This is a genomic window from Streptomyces sp. NPDC058683 (assembly GCF_042716195.1).
GTDB lineage: Bacteria > Actinomycetota > Actinomycetes > Streptomycetales > Streptomycetaceae > Streptomyces.
Genome location: NZ_JBHXSK010000008.1, coordinates 186914 through 202362 on the forward strand (window position 1 = coordinate 186914; position 15449 = coordinate 202362).

15 protein-coding genes are annotated in these 15449 nt (G+C 73.5%); 3 read left to right on the forward strand and 12 right to left on the reverse strand.

The window, feature by feature from the left end; translation table 11 throughout:
• Positions 1 to 289: 289 nt before the first annotated feature.
• The 3 genes from ACFWXC_RS11135 to ACFWXC_RS11145 form a co-directional block, all read right to left on the reverse strand.
• A complete protein-coding gene (locus tag ACFWXC_RS11135) occupies positions 290 to 1204 on the reverse strand; it encodes an NAD(P)-dependent oxidoreductase (protein WP_384476530.1) in 915 nt (304 codons plus the stop codon).
• On the reverse strand, positions 1204 to 2178 hold the full coding sequence (locus ACFWXC_RS11140; protein ID WP_384476533.1) for an aldo/keto reductase: 975 nt from the start codon (positions 2176 to 2178) through the stop codon (positions 1204 to 1206). Before ACFWXC_RS11140 ends, ACFWXC_RS11135 begins: the two co-directional genes overlap by 1 nt.
• Before the next feature lie 69 nt (positions 2179 to 2247).
• Positions 2248 to 3021 (reverse strand): VIT1/CCC1 transporter family protein, encoded by a 774-nt coding sequence (locus ACFWXC_RS11145; RefSeq protein ID WP_384476536.1) that lies wholly within the window; start codon positions 3019 to 3021, stop codon positions 2248 to 2250.
• A gap of 212 nt (positions 3022 to 3233) precedes the next feature.
• Between ACFWXC_RS11145 and ACFWXC_RS11150 the strand changes: the two genes are divergently transcribed.
• Positions 3234 to 4133 (forward strand): LysR family transcriptional regulator, encoded by a 900-nt coding sequence (locus ACFWXC_RS11150; protein WP_384476539.1) that lies wholly within the window; start codon positions 3234 to 3236, stop codon positions 4131 to 4133.
• Between the two features lie 180 nt (positions 4134 to 4313).
• Here the strand turns inward: ACFWXC_RS11150 and ACFWXC_RS11155 are convergent, their stop codons facing one another.
• Entirely contained in the window at positions 4314 to 5066 is a 753-nt protein-coding gene (locus ACFWXC_RS11155) for an SDR family NAD(P)-dependent oxidoreductase (RefSeq protein WP_384476541.1), read from the reverse strand.
• Positions 5067 to 5444: 378 nt separating this feature from the next.
• Here ACFWXC_RS11155 and ACFWXC_RS11160 point away from each other — a divergent pair, with 378 nt between their 5' ends.
• Positions 5445 to 6917: a dihydrolipoyl dehydrogenase family protein gene (locus ACFWXC_RS11160; RefSeq protein ID WP_384476544.1), complete on the forward strand. Its 1473-nt coding sequence runs from the start codon at positions 5445 to 5447 to the stop codon at positions 6915 to 6917.
• Positions 6918 to 6953: 36 nt separating this feature from the next.
• Here the strand turns inward: ACFWXC_RS11160 and ACFWXC_RS11165 are convergent, their stop codons facing one another.
• From ACFWXC_RS11165 to mhpD, 4 genes are all read right to left on the reverse strand, one after another.
• Positions 6954 to 7817, reverse strand: a complete 864-nt coding sequence (locus ACFWXC_RS11165; protein ID WP_384476547.1) for an isocitrate lyase/phosphoenolpyruvate mutase family protein — start codon at positions 7815 to 7817, stop codon at positions 6954 to 6956.
• Positions 7818 to 7908: 91 nt separating this feature from the next.
• Entirely contained in the window at positions 7909 to 8913 is a 1005-nt protein-coding gene (gene dmpG, locus ACFWXC_RS11170; protein ID WP_384476550.1) for a 4-hydroxy-2-oxovalerate aldolase, read from the reverse strand.
• Positions 8910 to 9842 (reverse strand): acetaldehyde dehydrogenase (acetylating), encoded by a 933-nt coding sequence (locus tag ACFWXC_RS11175; protein ID WP_384476553.1) that lies wholly within the window; start codon positions 9840 to 9842, stop codon positions 8910 to 8912. Before ACFWXC_RS11175 ends, dmpG begins: the two co-directional genes overlap by 4 nt.
• Positions 9839 to 10639, reverse strand: a complete 801-nt coding sequence (mhpD, locus tag ACFWXC_RS11180; RefSeq protein ID WP_384476556.1) for a 2-keto-4-pentenoate hydratase — start codon at positions 10637 to 10639, stop codon at positions 9839 to 9841. The genes ACFWXC_RS11175 and mhpD overlap by 4 nt, the downstream gene beginning before the upstream one ends.
• A gap of 74 nt (positions 10640 to 10713) precedes the next feature.
• On the opposite strand from mhpD, the gene ACFWXC_RS11185 reads away from it, so the two are divergent.
• Positions 10714 to 11436, forward strand: a complete 723-nt coding sequence (locus tag ACFWXC_RS11185) for an IclR family transcriptional regulator (RefSeq protein WP_384476559.1) — start codon at positions 10714 to 10716, stop codon at positions 11434 to 11436.
• Here ACFWXC_RS11185 and ACFWXC_RS11190 read toward each other — a convergent pair.
• The 4 genes from ACFWXC_RS11190 to ACFWXC_RS11205 are packed head-to-tail and all read right to left on the reverse strand — an operon-like array spanning position 11419 to position 15389.
• Complete coding sequence (locus ACFWXC_RS11190) at positions 11419 to 12678, reverse strand: FAD-dependent oxidoreductase (RefSeq protein ID WP_384476562.1); 1260 nt, start codon at positions 12676 to 12678, stop codon at positions 11419 to 11421. The genes ACFWXC_RS11185 and ACFWXC_RS11190 overlap by 18 nt on opposite strands.
• 28 nt (positions 12679 to 12706) lie before the next feature.
• Complete coding sequence (locus ACFWXC_RS11195) at positions 12707 to 13387, reverse strand: maleylpyruvate isomerase family mycothiol-dependent enzyme (protein WP_384476565.1); 681 nt, start codon at positions 13385 to 13387, stop codon at positions 12707 to 12709.
• Positions 13387 to 14226, reverse strand: a complete 840-nt coding sequence (locus ACFWXC_RS11200) for a fumarylacetoacetate hydrolase family protein (RefSeq protein ID WP_384476568.1) — start codon at positions 14224 to 14226, stop codon at positions 13387 to 13389. The genes ACFWXC_RS11195 and ACFWXC_RS11200 overlap by 1 nt, the downstream gene beginning before the upstream one ends.
• Positions 14223 to 15389 (reverse strand): cupin domain-containing protein, encoded by a 1167-nt coding sequence (locus ACFWXC_RS11205; protein WP_384476570.1) that lies wholly within the window; start codon positions 15387 to 15389, stop codon positions 14223 to 14225. The genes ACFWXC_RS11200 and ACFWXC_RS11205 overlap by 4 nt, the downstream gene beginning before the upstream one ends.
• Between the last annotated feature and the right edge of the window lie 60 nt (positions 15390 to 15449).

Consider the following 15449-nt stretch of genomic DNA (forward strand, 5'->3'; position numbering starts at 1 on the left):
CGTGTAAGGCTAGGTGCGCGGACGATAAGGGGACAAGCGGCGCTATTGGGGCGGGCGATGCCCGTGAAGGGCGTGCGGGAACCGAGGGCGCGTGACGGCGGCGGCGTGCCCACGCCATGTTCCTGCCGGGACCCGAGGGGCGAACCGCAGGCACCGGGAACAACGGACACCACCACCGGCCCGCCCCCTCCCACGGCGGGCTCCAGGCCGGCCTCCCGCGCGTCCTCCCGCGCCGGGCCCAGGGCCGTGCCAGGCTCAGAGCCGCGCCGGCCCCAGGGCCGTGCCGGGCTCAGAGCCGGGCCGGGCCGGCCGCGGTGATGGCCGCGGCCACGTCGTCCGCGGCGTGGCCGGACGCGATCGCCTCGTCCCAGCGCTTCAGCAGCGCCTCGGTGAGCGGCAGTTCGAGCCCGCGGTGGTCGGCGGCCGCCAGGGCGAGGGCCGCGTCCTTGCCCGCGTGGTGCAGCGGGAAACCCGGGGCGAAGTCGTGCTCGACCATGGCCCGGCCCTTGGCCGTCGCATACGGGGATCCCAGCGGGCTCTCGGTGAGGGTGCCGAGCACCAGTCCGGGTTCCAGCCCGAGCGCGCCGGCCAGGCTGACGGTCTCGGCCATGCCTTCGACCAGGACCGCGAGCCAGTTGTTCAGCACCAGCTTGAAGCGGCTGCCGTCGCCGAGGCGGTCCAGCCACAGCGTCCGGTGGCCCAGCGCGTCGAACAGCGGCTGTACGCGGGGGCGCAGTGCCGGATCCCCGGAGGCGAGGACGAGCAGCTCGCCCCGTTCCGCGGGCTCGGAGCTCCCGGAGACGGGGGCGTCGACGAACGCGGTCGTCCCCTCGGCGAGTTCCGCCAGCCGCTGGGTGGCGTGGACGCCGACGGTGCTCATCTGGATCCAGACCGTGTCCGGGCCGAGCGCGGTCAGGGCACCGTCGGCCCCGGTCATCGCGCTCTCCACAGCGGCGCCGTCGGTGAGCATGGTGATCAGGAACCCGGCCTCCGTGGCCGCCCCGGCCGGGGTCCCGGCGACCCGCGCGCCAAGGCCGGCCAGCGCCTCGGCCCGCTGCCGGGTCCGGTTCCACACCGTCACGTCGAACCCGGCGCGCAGCAGATTGCGCGCGATGGGGGCGCCCATGACACCGGTGCCGAGGACGGCGACCCGGGTCCTTCGCGCTTGTCCGGTCCCTTCGGTCCGTTCGGTCGATGTGGTCATCACACACTCTCCGGGGAAGGTCCGGCGACCGGGGTGGCCGCCACCATGATCGAGTCGATGTCCTTGAGGTCGGTCTCGTCGAGCGTGAGGTCCGCGGCCGCGAGGCTGTCCTCGACGTGGTGGACGCGCCGCGCGCCGACGATCGCCGCGTCCACGCCCGGCCGGGCCAGGGTCCAGGCGATGGCCAGCTGGCTGACCGTCATGTCGCGGAAGGCCGCGAACTCCTCCAGTGCGTGGACGACCCCGAGGTTGCGCCGGTAGGTCTCGCCGCGGAAGACCTCGCTCTTCGCCCGCCAGTCGTCGGCGGGGAAGACGGTGTCCTCGCCGAGGGTGCCGGTCAGCAGGCCGTGCGCGAGCGGGCCGTAGACCAGGACGCCGATGCCGTGCCGGTGGGTGTAGGGCAGGACGGTGTCCTCGATCCCGCGGCGGAAGAGGTGGTACGGCGGCTGCAGCGTCTCCACCGGCAGGGTGCGGGAGAACTCGGCCATCTGCTCGGCGGAGTAGTTGGACACGCCGACGTGCCGGATCTTGCCGGCCGCGACCAGCTCCTTCAGCGCGCCGGCGGTCTCGGCGAGCGGCACGTCCGGGTCGGGCCAGTGGACCTGGTAGACGTCGATGTGGTCGACGCCGAGCGCGGTCAGGCTGGCGTCGACGCCGGCGCGCAGGGCGGCGGGGCTCGCGTCCCGGGCGACTCCGGTGCCGGTGCGGCGCAGGCCGCCCTTGGTGGCGATCACCAACTCGTCGCGGTGCTCGCGGAGTTCGCCCCGCAGGGCGGCTCCGAGCAGGCGCTCCGAGGCGCCGAAGCCGTATCCCTGGGCGGTGTCGAAGAAGTTCACCCCGAGCTCGCGGGCCCGGTGGATCGCCTTCCTGGCGTCGTCCTCGGCGAAGGTGCCCCAGTCCCCGCCGAGTTGCCAGGTACCGAAGGCGATGCGGGAGACCCGCAGTCCGGTCGATCCCAGTGTGGTGCTGCGCATGACTGTCCTCCGTGCGTGATGAGTTCGTTCGGTTGTGCTGTCGGTCCTCGGTTGTGCTGTCGGTCGAGGTCAGCCGACTCTGGCGCCGATCACATGCCCGATCCCGAAGACGGCCGCGGCGGCGAGGGCGCCCACGAAGAGCTGGCGTGCCCCGGAGCGCAGCGGCGCCCGGCCGGTGAGCAGGCCGATCGCACCGCCGACGGCGAACAGGGCGCTGCCCGCCAGGGCGATGGCCAGGAGCAGCGCGGCCGTTCCCGAGAGGAAGAGGAAGGGCAGTACGGCGGCCAGGGCGCCGACGGAGAACGAGGCGAGGCTGGAGAACGCCGCCGACCACGGCGAACCCAACTCGTCCGGGTCCAGCCCGAGTTCCTCGCGGACCATGGTGTTCAGGGCGGTGTCGTGGTCCCGCATGATGGTCGTCGCGACATGCCGGGCGTCGTCCGCGTCCAGTCCCTTGTCCCGGTAGACCTGGACGAGTTCGGCCTCGTGGGCGCCCGGGTCGGCGCGCAGCCGGCCGGCGGCGACCGCTATCTCCCGCTCGTAGGCCTCACGTTGGCTGCGCATGGAGATGTACTCGCCGGCGGCCATGGAGAAGGCTCCGGCCAGCAGTCCGGCGACTCCCGCGAACAGGACGGCCGCACCGGGGACGCCGGATCCGGCGAAGCCCATCACCAGGGCCGTGTTGGAGACCAGGCCGTCGTTGACGCCGAACACCGCGGCGCGCAGGGCGCCCGAGCGGTCGCCGTGCCGCGCTCGGTCGCCGCGCTCGGCGGGGTTCCCGGTCTCGGCGTTCACCGTGCCCGCACGAGCGGTGTACGACCGTTCGGATGACGTCAGTGACATCACAGCGCTCCGATCCTCGATGGTGGTTTCCATCGACGGCGAATACAGACCATCCGGTTATTCACCGTCGTACATACCAACGCACGGAAAGCGGCACTGTTTCCCATTTGGGATAGATAGTCATAGATAAGTGTTATCGCAATGAAAGATGGACTACGCGGCAATTACGCAAGCGCGTGACTCCTGCCGGCGGGCGTGATGACATGGGCGGTATGGAGTTGCGGGAGCTGCGGGCGTTCGTGGCGGTGGTGGAGGAGGGCGGGCTGTCCGCTGCCGCGCGGCGGCTGCATGTGAGCCAGCCCGCTCTGTCCCAGACGATCAGCGGGCTGGAACGGCAGCTGGGCGTGCGGCTGCTGGTGCGCGGGCCCAGCGGGGTGCGGGCGACCGAAGCGGGGACCGCGCTGGCCGGCGAGGCACGGGCGGTGCTCGCGCGGCACGATCAGGCGCTGCGGGTGATGGCCGGGTACGCCGGTCCCGGCGGCGGGGCGCTGCGCATCGGGATCCCTCTGGAGCTGCCGTCCGGGCTGCTCGACCCGGCGCTCGCCGAACTGGCCGAGGCGTATCCGCAGACGCGGGTGCAGGCCCGGCATCTGTCCACGGCGGAGCAGCTGACCGCGCTGCGCGCCGCCGGCCTCGACGTCGGCTTTCTGCGGGAGCGGCCGTCGGGGACGGAGTTCGACGCGCTGCTCGTCGTACGGGAGAAACTCGGTGTGCTGGTCGCCGTCGAGCAGGCCGCCGAGCTGGCCGGGCCCGACGGCATCCCGCTCGACGCGCTCGGCACGTTGCAGTGGGTCGGGTTCCCGCGGGCCGGAAGCCCCGCCTGGTACGACGAGCTGACCGCGATCCTGCGCGGGCACGGCCTCGATCTCGGTCCCGAGGCACCCGAGGGGCAGGCACTGATCGCCGACGTGAAGCTGGCCGCGGTCGCCTCCGGGCAGGCCTTCGCACTGGCTCCGCCGGGCTGGCAGCAGCCGTTGCCCGACCATGTGACCTGGTCACCGCTGGTCGGCCACCCGCTGGTGCGGCGCACCTGGGCGGTATGGCCGTCCGACTCCCGCCGCCGCGACCTGGGCCGCTTCATCACGGCCCTGGACCGTCCACCACGGACCTGAACCCGCACGCCCCCGCCCGACCGCGCATCGGGGCCACCCCTCCGCACACGGCCACCGCATCGCCGAAGCCGGCCGGGAAACCACCGGACACGGCCGAGCGCCCCGCCGGACACGGCCGCGGGGGACGCCGCCGGACTCGGCCGGGGCGCCGGGCGGCATGTTCCGGCGCCCCTCGATGCGTCAGACGGCCGTGCGGCCGCCGTCGACCGGCAGGATCGCTCCCTGTACGAAGCTCGCCGCGTCGCTCGCCAGGTAGGCGATCGCCTCGGCGATCTCCCGTGCCTCGGCGGGCCGGCCGGCGGGCGCCTGGGCGGCCAGGGCGTCGAGGTCGTCGCCCATGGCGGCCGTGCCCTCGGTGCGGGTCGGGCCGGGCTCCACGGCGTTGACCCGCACGCCCCGCGGGCCGAACTCGGCGGCCCAGGCCTTGGTCAGCAGGTTGACCGCCGCCTTGCTCGACCCGTACAGCGCCATGCCCGCGAGGCCGTACTCGGCGACGATCGTGCTGACATTGACGATCGCGCCCTGCCCGCGCTCGGCCATGCCCGGTGCCAGCTCGGCGACCAGGTAGAACGGCGCCTTCACGTTCAGGTCGTAGACGGCGTCCACATCGCTGGACGGCGTCTCGGCCGTCGCGCCGAACGGGAAGATGCCGGCGTTGTTGACGAGGATGTCCACGCGGCCGCCGCCCAGCTCGGCGGCCCGCCTGGCCAGCTGCCGCACCGAGTCGGCGTCCCGCAGCTCGGCCGCCAGGAAGTCGGCCTTGCCGCCCTGCTCCCGGACGGCCGCGACCACCTTCTCGCCGCGCTCCGCGTCCCGTCCCGCGACCAGCACATGGGCGCCCCGTTCGGCGAACAGGGTCGCGGTCGCGGCGCCGATACCGCTGGTGGCGCCGGTCAGCAGGGCCACGCGTCCGGTCAGATCAACAGTTCCCATGAGATGTCCTCAGGTATGAAATGCAGGGGACGAACCGGTCGTCCCGTCGCCTCGTCCGTGAGGTGACGGGAGTCCACAAGCGCCCGGTCCCGCCGCGGATTCCGGTCCCGCCATCGGCGGATCCGATGGCCCCCATAAGCGCGCCGACCGATGCGCCGTCCCCGCCGCCACCGCCCCGGCCGTACCGCGTTTGCGCCGGTCAGGGGAGCCGGACGGTCAGAGGTTGCGCTTATGGCGGGTCTTTGTGAGGCGTATGGTCGTAGGGCGATCAACTCCGCGCGTCCAGCGGTTACATGACCCGTACGGCACAGGGAGTCGCCGCCTCCGAGGTGGTGACCCAGCAGCTCGGACCGGCACCGATCGTCATGCGAGGCAGCAATGAGCGCATCACACCAAACCGATACAAACGGTACTTACGACCTTATCGTCCTGGGCGCCGGCCCGGTCGGGCAGAACGTCGCCGACCGGGCCCGGACCGCCGGTCTCTCCGTGGCCGTCGTGGAGCGGGAGCTCGTCGGCGGCGAATGCTCCTACTGGGCCTGCGTCCCCAGCAAGGCGCTGCTGCGTCCGGTCATCGCGGTCGCCGACGCCCGCCGCGTGGACGGCGCCCGGCAGGCCGTCACCGGCCGGCTCGACAACGACGCCGTCTTCGCCCGCCGCAACCGTTACGTCACCGACTGGGACGACAGCGGGCAGGCGCTGTGGGTCAAGTCCATCGGCGCCGACCTCTTCCGCGGCCACGGCCGGCTCGACGGGCCGCGCCGGGTCACCGTCACCCGGGACGACGGCGCCCGGGGGACCCTCGTCGCCCGGCACGCGGTGGCCGTCGCCACCGGCAGCCGGCCGGTGCTGCCCGACATCCCGGGCATCGAGCAGGCCCGGCCCTGGACGAACCGGCACGGCACCGACTCCAGCACCGTGCCCGCCCGGCTGATCGTGGTCGGCGGTGGCGGGGTCGGCGTGGAGATGGCCACGCTGTGGCAGGGGCTGGGGTCACAGGTCACCCTGCTCGCCCGCCGCCGGCTGCTCCCCCGCTTGGAGACCTTCGCCGGCGAGCTGGTCGTCCAGGGGCTGACCGAGGCGGGCGCGGACGTGCGGATCGGCGTCCAGGTGACCGCCCTGCGCCGCCCGGACCCCGCCGGACCGGTGACCGCCACGCTCGACGACGGGAGCGAGCTGGAGGCCGACGAGATCCTGTTCGCCACCGGACGGACCCCCGGCACCGACGACATCGGCCTGGAGACCGTGGGCCTGACCCCCGGCTCCTGGCTGGACGTGGACACGACCTGCCTGGTCGACGGGGTCGAGGGCGAGTGGCTGTACGGCCTCGGGGACGTCAACCACCGCGCGCTCCTCACCCATCAGGGCAAGTACCAGGGGCGGACGGCGGGGGACGCCATCGGCGCCCGGGCCGCCGGGCAGCCGCTGGACGACGGGGACTGGGGCGACCACGCCACCACCGCCGACCAGCACGCCGTCGCCCAGGTCTTCTTCACCGACCCGGAGGCGGGCGCGGTGGGCCTGACCGCCGAGCAGGCGGCCGCCGCCGGACACCGCGTCGAGACGGTCGACCTCGACTTCAACGCCGCCCAGGGCGCCAACCTCTACGCCGACGGCTACACCGGCCACGCCCGGCTGGTCGTGGACGTGGACCGGGATGTGCTGCTCGGGGTGACCATGGTCGGCTCCGGGGTCAGCGAGCTGCTGCACTCGGCCACGATCGCGGTCGCCGGCGAGGTCCCGCTGAAGCGGCTCCGGCACGCCATCGCGCCGTTCCCCACGGTCAGCGAGATCTGGGTGTTCCTCGTCGGCGCGTACCGGCGCCAACGGCAGGAACGCGACGACGGGTGAGTCCCTGACAGGTGCGCACCGCCGGGGCCGGCCGGCTCAGCCCGCCTCGGGCGTCCGCCGGAAGAGTTCGTTCAGTTCTGTCTGCGGGATCTGGTGCTCGGCGTAGGAGAAGGTGCCCCGGTCCGCCAGCTCCTTCGCCGCGCCGAGCAGCTGCGCGTACATCGCCCGGGCGATGCTGCCGCCCACCGTGACCCGGCGCACCCCGAGGTCGCGCAGGTCGGCCAGGGACAGGGCGTTGCCGGTCAGGCCCATCACCACGTTCAGCGGGCCGTCGATCTCGCGCACCAGTGTGCCGATCGTCCCGGCGTCGGCCGCACCCGGCACGAACGCGCAGTCCGCGCCCGCCGCCAGATAGGCGTTGGCCCGCCGGACGGCCTCGTCGAGCGGTCCTCCGGTCAGCAGCACGTCGGTACGGCCGACCAGGACGAACGGCTCGCCGGCCGTGCCGACCGCCTCCCGGGCGGCACGGATGCGGTCCGCCGAGAGCTCCGGGTCGTAGAGCGGCCGGGAGCGGTCGCCGGTGAAGTCCTCGATGTTGCCGCCGGCCGCGCCGGCCGCGAGGGTCATCGAGATCGTCTCGGCCACGGTCCCGGGTGCCGCGCCGAACCCGTCCTCCAGGTCAGCGCTCACCGGGATCCGCACCTCGGCGGCGATCTCGCCGATCCGGCGGATCATGGTCGTACGGTCGACCCGGTCGCCGTCCGACGAGGTGTCGGCGTAGTCGTGGTCCGGGCGGCCCAGGGAGAAGGCCACCCCCGCGCTGGTGGTGGCCACGGCCGGGAAACCGGCCGACTCCAGGACGCGGGCGCTTCCCGCGTCCCAGGCGTTGGGGAGCAGGAAGCAGCCCTCCCGGTGCAACTCGACGAAGCGTGCGGCCAGTTCCCGGCGTTGAGTGTCCACGCCGCCCAGTCTGTCAGCCGGCACTGACAACGGGGCCGCCGGTCGCGGCGCGTCCGCCGGTACCGGGATCGAGACAGCCCGTCGCCGCGGGTCAGCCTGCGGCGAGGTCCAGGGCGATGTCGGTGATCATGTCCTCCTGCCCGCCGACCAGCTTGCGGCGGCCCACCTCGACCAGGATCGCCCGGGTGTCCAGGCCGTGCCTGCGGGCGGCGGCCTCGGCGTGCCGCAGGAAGCTGGAGTACACACCGGCGTAGCCGAGGGTGAGGGTCTCGCGGTCCACCCGCACCGGACGGTCCTGCAGCGGTCGTACGACGTCGTCGGCCGCGTCCATCAGCGGGAACAGCGCGCAGCCGTGCTCCCAGCCCATCAGGTCGGCGACCGCGACGAAGGCCTCCAGCGGGCAGTTGCCGGCCCCGGCGCCCTGCCCGGCGAGGGAGGCGTCGACGCGGGTGACGCCGTTCTCCACGGCGACGACCGAGTTGGCCACGCCCAGGCCGAGGTTGTGGTGGGCGTGGATGCCCAGTTCGGTCTCGGGGTCGAGTACGTCCCGGTAGGCGCGGAAGCGGTCGCGGACGCCGTCCATCGTCAGGCGGCCGCCGGAGTCGGTGACGTAGACGCAGTGCGCGCCGTAGGACTCCATCAGCTTGGCCTGGCGGGCCAGTTCGGCGGGTTCGGCGAGGTGGGACATCATCAGGAAGCCCGCCACGTCCATGCCCAGTTCCCGGGCGGCGGCGATGTGCTGGGCCGAGATGTCGGCCTCCGTGCAGTGGGTGGCCACCCGGACCGAGCGGATGCCCAGGGAATGCGCCTGCTTGAGGTCGTGGAGTGTGCCGATGCCGGGGAGGAGGAGAGTGGTCGGGATCGCCTGGTGTACGGCGCCCACGACCGCCTCGATCCACTCCCAGTCGGTGTGCGCGCCCACGCCGTAGGTGACGCTGGAGCCGGAGAGGCCGTCGCCGTGCGCGACCTCGATCGCGCGGACCCCGGCCGCGTCGAGGGCGCCGGCGATGGTGCGGGCCTGGTCGACGGTGTAGCGGTGGCGGACGGCGTGCATGCCGTCCCGCAGGGTGACGTCCTGGACGTACAGACGGGTCATCGGGACGCCACCTCCGGGGCGCTGTAAGCGGCCATGCGTTCCGCGGTGCGCAGCGCGGCCGAGGTCATGATGTCGAGGTTGCCGGCGTAGGCGGGCAGGTAGTGGGCGGCGCCCTCCACCTCCAGGAAGACGGACACCTTCACGGCCTCGCCGGGGGCCAGCGTGCGCAGCGGGTCGTCGGCGGCCACCCGCTCGAACTGCACCTTCTGCTTGAGGCGGTAGCCGGGGACGTACGTCTGCACGCGGGCGACCATCTCCTCCACCGAGGCGGTCACCGCCGCGTCGTCGCACGCGCCGACCAGGCAGTGCACGGTGTCCCTCATGATCAGGGGCGGTTCGGCCGGGTTGAGCACGATGATCGCCTTGCCGCGGGCCGCGCCGCCGACCTTCTCCACGGCGGAGGCCGTGGTCTCCGTGAACTCGTCGATGTTGGCGCGGGTGCCGGGACCGGCGGAGCGGGAGGAGATGGAGGCGACGATCTCGCCGTAGTGGACCGGCGTGACCGCGTTCACCGCGGCGACGATCGGGATGGTGGCCTGGCCGCCGCAGGTGACCATGTTGACGTTCGGGGCGTCCAGATGGGCGTCGCCGTTCACGGGCGGGACGACGTACGGGCCGAGCGCGGCCGGGGTGAGGTCGACGACCGTACGGCCGAGCGCGCGCAGCACCTCGTCGTGGCGGCGGTGGGCGCCCGCGGAGGTGGCGTCGAAGACGATCGACACGTCCTCGAAGGCGTCGAGGGCGACCAGCCCCGCCACCCCCTCATGGGTCGTGGCCACCTTCAGGCGGCGGGCCCGGGCCAGGCCGTCGGAGTCCGGGTCGATACCGGCCATGGCGGCGATCTCCAGGGTCTCGGAGAGCCGCAGGATCTTGATCATCAGATCGGTGCCGATGTTCCCGGACCCGATGACGGCAGCCTTCGTGGTCATGCGCCGGCCCCTTCCGTGGCGAACGCGGCCCCGACCGTGCCGAGGCCCTCGATGTGCGCGGTGAACTCGTCGCCCTGGGCGGCGGCCGCCATCGGGCCGAGCGCGCCGGTCAGGACGATGTCGCCGGCCCGCAGCGGGTCGCCGAGGCCGGCCAGGGTGGCGGCCAGCCAGCGGGCGGCGGTGAGCGGGCTGCCCAGGCAGTCGGCGCCGGTCCCCTGCGAGACGGTCTCGCCGTTCTTGGCCAGGGTCATCCGGACCCCGCGCAGGTCGACACGGTCCAGCGGGACCGGCGTGCCGCCGAGGACGAACAGTCCGCAGGAGGCGTTGTCGGCGACGGTGTCGACGATGGTGATGTCCCAGTCGGCGATCCGGCTGTCCACGATCTCCAGCGCGGGCAGTGCGAAGGCGGTCGCCCGCAGCAGGTCGGCGACGGTCGGCTCGCGGTACGGGAGATCCGCGCCCAGTACCAGGGCGACCTCGGCCTCCACCTTGGGCTGGAGCAGCCGCCCGGGCGCGATCGGCTCCCCCTCGGCGACCGCCATGTCCGCGAACAGCGCGCCGAAGTCGGGCTGGCCGACGCCGAGCTGACGCTGTACGGCGGGCGAGGTCAGCCCGATCTTGCGGCCCACGAGGCGGCGGCCGGCGGCCACGCCCCGCTCCACGTGCAGCCGCTGCACCGCGTAGGCGGTCTCGATGTCGCCCTCGGGGAGGAGGGCCCGGACGGGGGCGCAGGGGGTACGGGTGCGGGTGGCCTCGTCGAGGACGTCGGCCACCTTGGTCACGAGGTCGGGGCTCATGCCGACAGGTATAGGCGGGCGCCGGAAGACCTGGCAAAATCTGTTCCGTGGTACGGAACAGTGGTCAGGGAAACATGCTCGACAAGGCGATGGCGGTTCTGGACTGCTACCGCCCGGACGGCGGCGCGTTCCGCCTCACGGAACTGACCGAGCGGTCCAAGCTGTCCAAGACCACCGTGTTCCGGCTCTGCGCCGAGCTGGTCCGGCTCGGCCTGCTGGAACGGGACGGGGAGACCTACCGGCTCGGCGGCGCCCTCTTCGAACTGGGCTCGCTGGTGCCGCGCCGGCACGATCTCCGCGAGGCGGCCCTGCCGTTCCTCCAGGACCTCTTCGAGGCCACGCACGAGACCGTGCACCTGGGCGTGCGCGAGGGCCACGAGGTGGTCTACGTCGAGCGCATCCACGGCCACGACGCGCTGCGGCTGCCGTCCCGCATCGGCGGCCGGCTCCCGCTGACCTGCACGGGGGTCGGCAAGGCGCTGCTGGCGTTCTCGGGCCCCGACCTGGTCGAGGAGGTGCTCGCCGGGCCGCTCCCCCGCCTCACCCCGCACTCCGTCACCGACCCCGGCCGGCTGCGCACGGCGGTCGAACAGGCCCAGGTCGCCGGCCTGGCCTACGAGGAGGAAGAGGCCGCACCGGGCGTCAGCTGCATCGCGGCCCCCGTCTTCGCCGGCCCCACGGCGGTAGCGGCCCTCTCGGTGGCCGTACCGTGCGACCGTTTCCGCCCCGCCCAACTGGCACCGGCGGTACGAACAGCGGCCCTGGGCCTGTCCCGGGCGCTACGCTCCGGCCGGTGACGCCGAAGTCAGCGGGATCGGTGTGAACATCGCCGGTTCCTGGTCGGGGGTCAGGGCGGTCGGGCCGTACACCCAGTCGGTGAAGCCGTAGTCGTACGGGTCGCGGGCCCGCATGATCGCGTTGCGGCGGAGCCGTCGCTCGCCGTCGAGGTGCCAGAGGTCGCCCCAGGCGCGGGCGGTGGTCTGTACCCGGCGGCAGTGCTCGACACGGACCGCCTGGTAGGCGGCGAGGGCCGCGTCCCAGTCGGAGGCGGACCGGGTGAGGTGGTGGGCGAGCACCCAGCCGTCCTCGATGGCCATGATCGCGCCCTGTGCCATGTACTGCAGCGGCGGGTGGGCGGCGTCGCCGAGCAGGGCGATCCTGCCGTGCACCCAGGTGTCCACCGGGTCCCGGTCGAGCATCTGCCACCAGCGGTCGCGCCACATCAGCGGGATCCCCCGGCGGACGGTGTCGCAGGTCGCCTCGAAGGCCGCGTCGAGTTCCCCGGGGCCGCCCCAGCCCGTGCCGCCCGCCTCGGCCGACGGCGACGCGAAGACGGCGACCTGGTTGAGCATCTCCCCACCGCGCAGCGGATACTGCACGAAGTGGCAGCGCGGCCCGACGTACACGACGACGTCCTTCTCCGCGACCCCGTTGCCCCGCACCTGCTCGATGGGCACGGCGGCCCGGTAGGCGACATAGCGCGAGCTGACCACGTCGTCGCCGACCAGTTCGCGCCGTGCCACGGAGTGCAGCCCGTCGGCCGCGACGACCAGCGGGGCCCGTTCGGTACGGCCGTCCGCCAGCCGGATCCGGGCCCCGGCGCCGGTGTTCTCGTACGCCACGACCTGCCGGCCGGTGCGGAGTTCGACGCCGGCTGCCCGGCAGGCGCGCAGGAAGAGGGCGTGCAGGTCGCTGCGGTGGATGACCAGGTACGGGTAGCCGTAACGGCGTTCCAGGTCGGCCAGGTCGAGCCGGGTGAGTTCGCGGGCGTCCAGGGCGTCGCGCATCACCATGGTCTCGGGGATCACGCCGAGGGTCCTGGCCTCGTCGAGCAGGCCGTAGTCGTCGAGGATGCGGGTGCAGTTCGGCGCCAGCTGGATGCCGGCACCGACCTCGCCGAACTCCTCGGCGCGTTCGAGGACGCGCACCCGCAGTCCGGTCCGGGCGAGGGCGAACGCGGTGCTGAGGCCGCCGATCCCACCGCCGACGACGAGAACGTCGGGGTGGCGCGGGCCGTTGGGGGGTGTGGATGCGGTCATGGTCTCTTCCTTGAGTACCGGTGCGGGCTCAGAGCCAGGGGGTCAGGACGGGCGCGCCGTCGACGGCGGCCGGGCGTCCGGTGAGGTAGGCGGCGATCTCGGGGAGTCCGCCGGTGAGCTCGGCCGGTCCGTCCGCGCCGGGCAGTTCCCAGCGGTGGCCGGCGGCCGTCAGGATCAGGGCCGGGCCGGTCGCCGCGGCGGCCCGCTTGCCGACCACGTCGTCGCAGAGCGCGGCGAGGAAGCCGGCCGGCAGGTCCGCGAAGGAGACCCCGGTGCCCAGGTCGACGGCGTGTACGCACACCTCGCGGGCGCGCAGCCAGGGCAGTTCGGTGGCCGGCACGGTGCGGCCCTGCGCGGTCACGACCGGCGAGCGCCACTGGCCGTCGTCGAGCGCGTCCATGGCGGTGGCGAGGGCGTCGGCGGACAGCCGCAGCCACGCGGTGAGTTCGGCGGCGGGCCGCCGGGCACCGTGCTCGATGCCGGCGGCGCGTTCCCCGGGCGAGGAGTACATCGGGGTCGGTTCGCCGGTGGCGGCCCAGTGCACGAGGTTGCCCAGCGCGTCGGCGTTGGCGGCCACATGGGCGACCAGGTGCCTGCGGGTCCAGCCGGGCAGCGTGCTGGGCCCGTCCGGGCCCTCCTCGGCGGCCCGGACGAACAGCTCGGTGCCGAACCTGACCCAGTGCCGGGCGTCCGCGAGGGTACGGCCCATCAGGCGGACGTCTCCCGTACGACCCGGTTGGCCAGCCGCCCGATGCCCTCGATCTCCGTGACGACACTCTCGCCGCCGGTCAGGAAGCGCTGCGGCTCGCGGGCGTGGCCGACACCGCCGGGCGTACCGGTGGCGATGATGTCCCCGGGGTTGAGCCGGATCACCGTCGACACGTACTCCACCAGCGCGACCGGGTCGAAGAGCAGGTCCCCGGTGGAGTCGGACTGCATCAGCTCGCCGTCGACGAGCAGCCGTACGCCGAGGGCCGGGCGGACGCCGCCCGGCAGCTCGTCCGGGGTGACGAGGCAGGGCCCGACCGGTGTGCTGGAGTCCCACGTCTTGCCCTGGAGCCACTCCCGGGTGCGGAACTGCCAGTCCCGGCAGGTGATGTCGTTCAGGACGGTGAACCCGGCGATCGCCGACTCGGCCGCCGCCCCGCGGGCCCGCCGTACCGGCTGCCCGACCACGACGGCCAGTTCGGCCTCCCAGTCGAGCTGCCCGGTCTCGTCGGGCCGCACGATGTCGTCGCCCGCCCCGATCAGGCTGTCCGCGAACTTGGCGAAGAGGGTGGGGTGTTCGGGCAGGTCGCGGCCCATCTCCTGGATGTGGTTGCGGTAGTTGAGACCGACGCACACCACCTTGGAGGGGGAGGGGACGACGGGCGCGAAGTCGGCGCCGGCCACCGGATAGGTCGGCCCGGTCGCGGCGGCGGCCGACTCCGGCCAGCCGTCCTGGCGCAGCAGGGCGCCCACGTCCGGGAGGCCGAGGTCGACCAGCGTCTCGCCGTCGAGCCGTACGGCCCTGGTCGTGCCGCCGGTGCGGAGGGTCGCGAGCTTCATCGGGGGGTTCCTTCCACCTGGGTGCGGTCGAGCCGGAGGGCCTCGAAGACGGGAGAGTCGCTGAACCGGAACAGGTCCAGGGCGCCGGAGTCGGAGTCGGTGGCACCGGCCTCGGAGCGGATGGACAGCGGCTGCCAGGAGGGGACGGCGAACAGGTCGCCGCGCGTCACCGACCAGGACGTCTCGCCGACGGTGACGGTGCCGGAGCCGTCGAAGACCTGGTAGACGGAGGAGCCCGTCTCCCGGACGGGGGCGGTCTCGGTGCCACGGGTGATGCGGTGCATCTCGGCGCGCAGGGTCGGCAGCACGTCGGCGCCGCTCGCCGGGTCGGTGAAGCGGACGGCCGCGTGACCGGGCCCGACGGTGCCGGCGAAGCCTTCGGACTCCAGGGCGAGCTGGTCGGCGAGGGCGCGGTCGGTGTGCTCCCAGCGGTACGCCAGCAGGGGCGAGCCGGGGGTGAGCCGGCCGGCCGCGACCGGCCGCAGGCCCGGGTGGCCCCACAGCCGCTCGGACCGCGACCGCTTTGGGGTCGTGCGTTCGGCGTCACTGATCTCGTCCCGGCCGAACTCGAAGAACTGGGCGTCGGTGACGTACTGGAACGGGATGTCCAGCCCGTCGATCCAGGCCATCGGTTCGGCGGTGGCGTTGTGGTGGGCGTGCCAGTTCCAGCCCGCCTGCGGCAGGAAGTCGCCGCGCCGCATGGCGACCGGGTCGCCGCCGACGACCGTCCACACGCCCTCGCCCGCCACCACGAACCGGAAGGCGTGCTGGGTGTGGCGGTGCTCGGGGGCGTCCTCGCCGGGCATCAGGTACTGGATCGCGGCCCACAGCGTCGGGGTGGCGAAGGGGCGGCCGCCGAGCGCCGGGTTGGCCAGCGCGATGGCCCGGCGCTCGCCGCCCCGGCCCACCGGGACCAGGTCGCCGGCCCGTGCGGCCAGCGCCCGCAGCTGTTCCCAGCGCCAGAGGTGGGGCACGGCCCGGGACCGCGGACGGGCCGGCATCAGATCGCCGATCTCGGTCCACAGGGGGACGAGGAGTTCCTGTTCGAAGCCCCGGTACAGCTCTTCGAGGGCCGGGGTGACCTCGGGCTGACCCGGTGCCGAGACGGCCTGGAGGCGGACCGGGGAGTCCGTGGCGTGCTCTGAGGTGTAGGTCTGCGTCACAGTCCTCAGGGTGCGCCGTGTTCATCTGGAAGACATGGAGATTCTGGACAGCAGAATGCC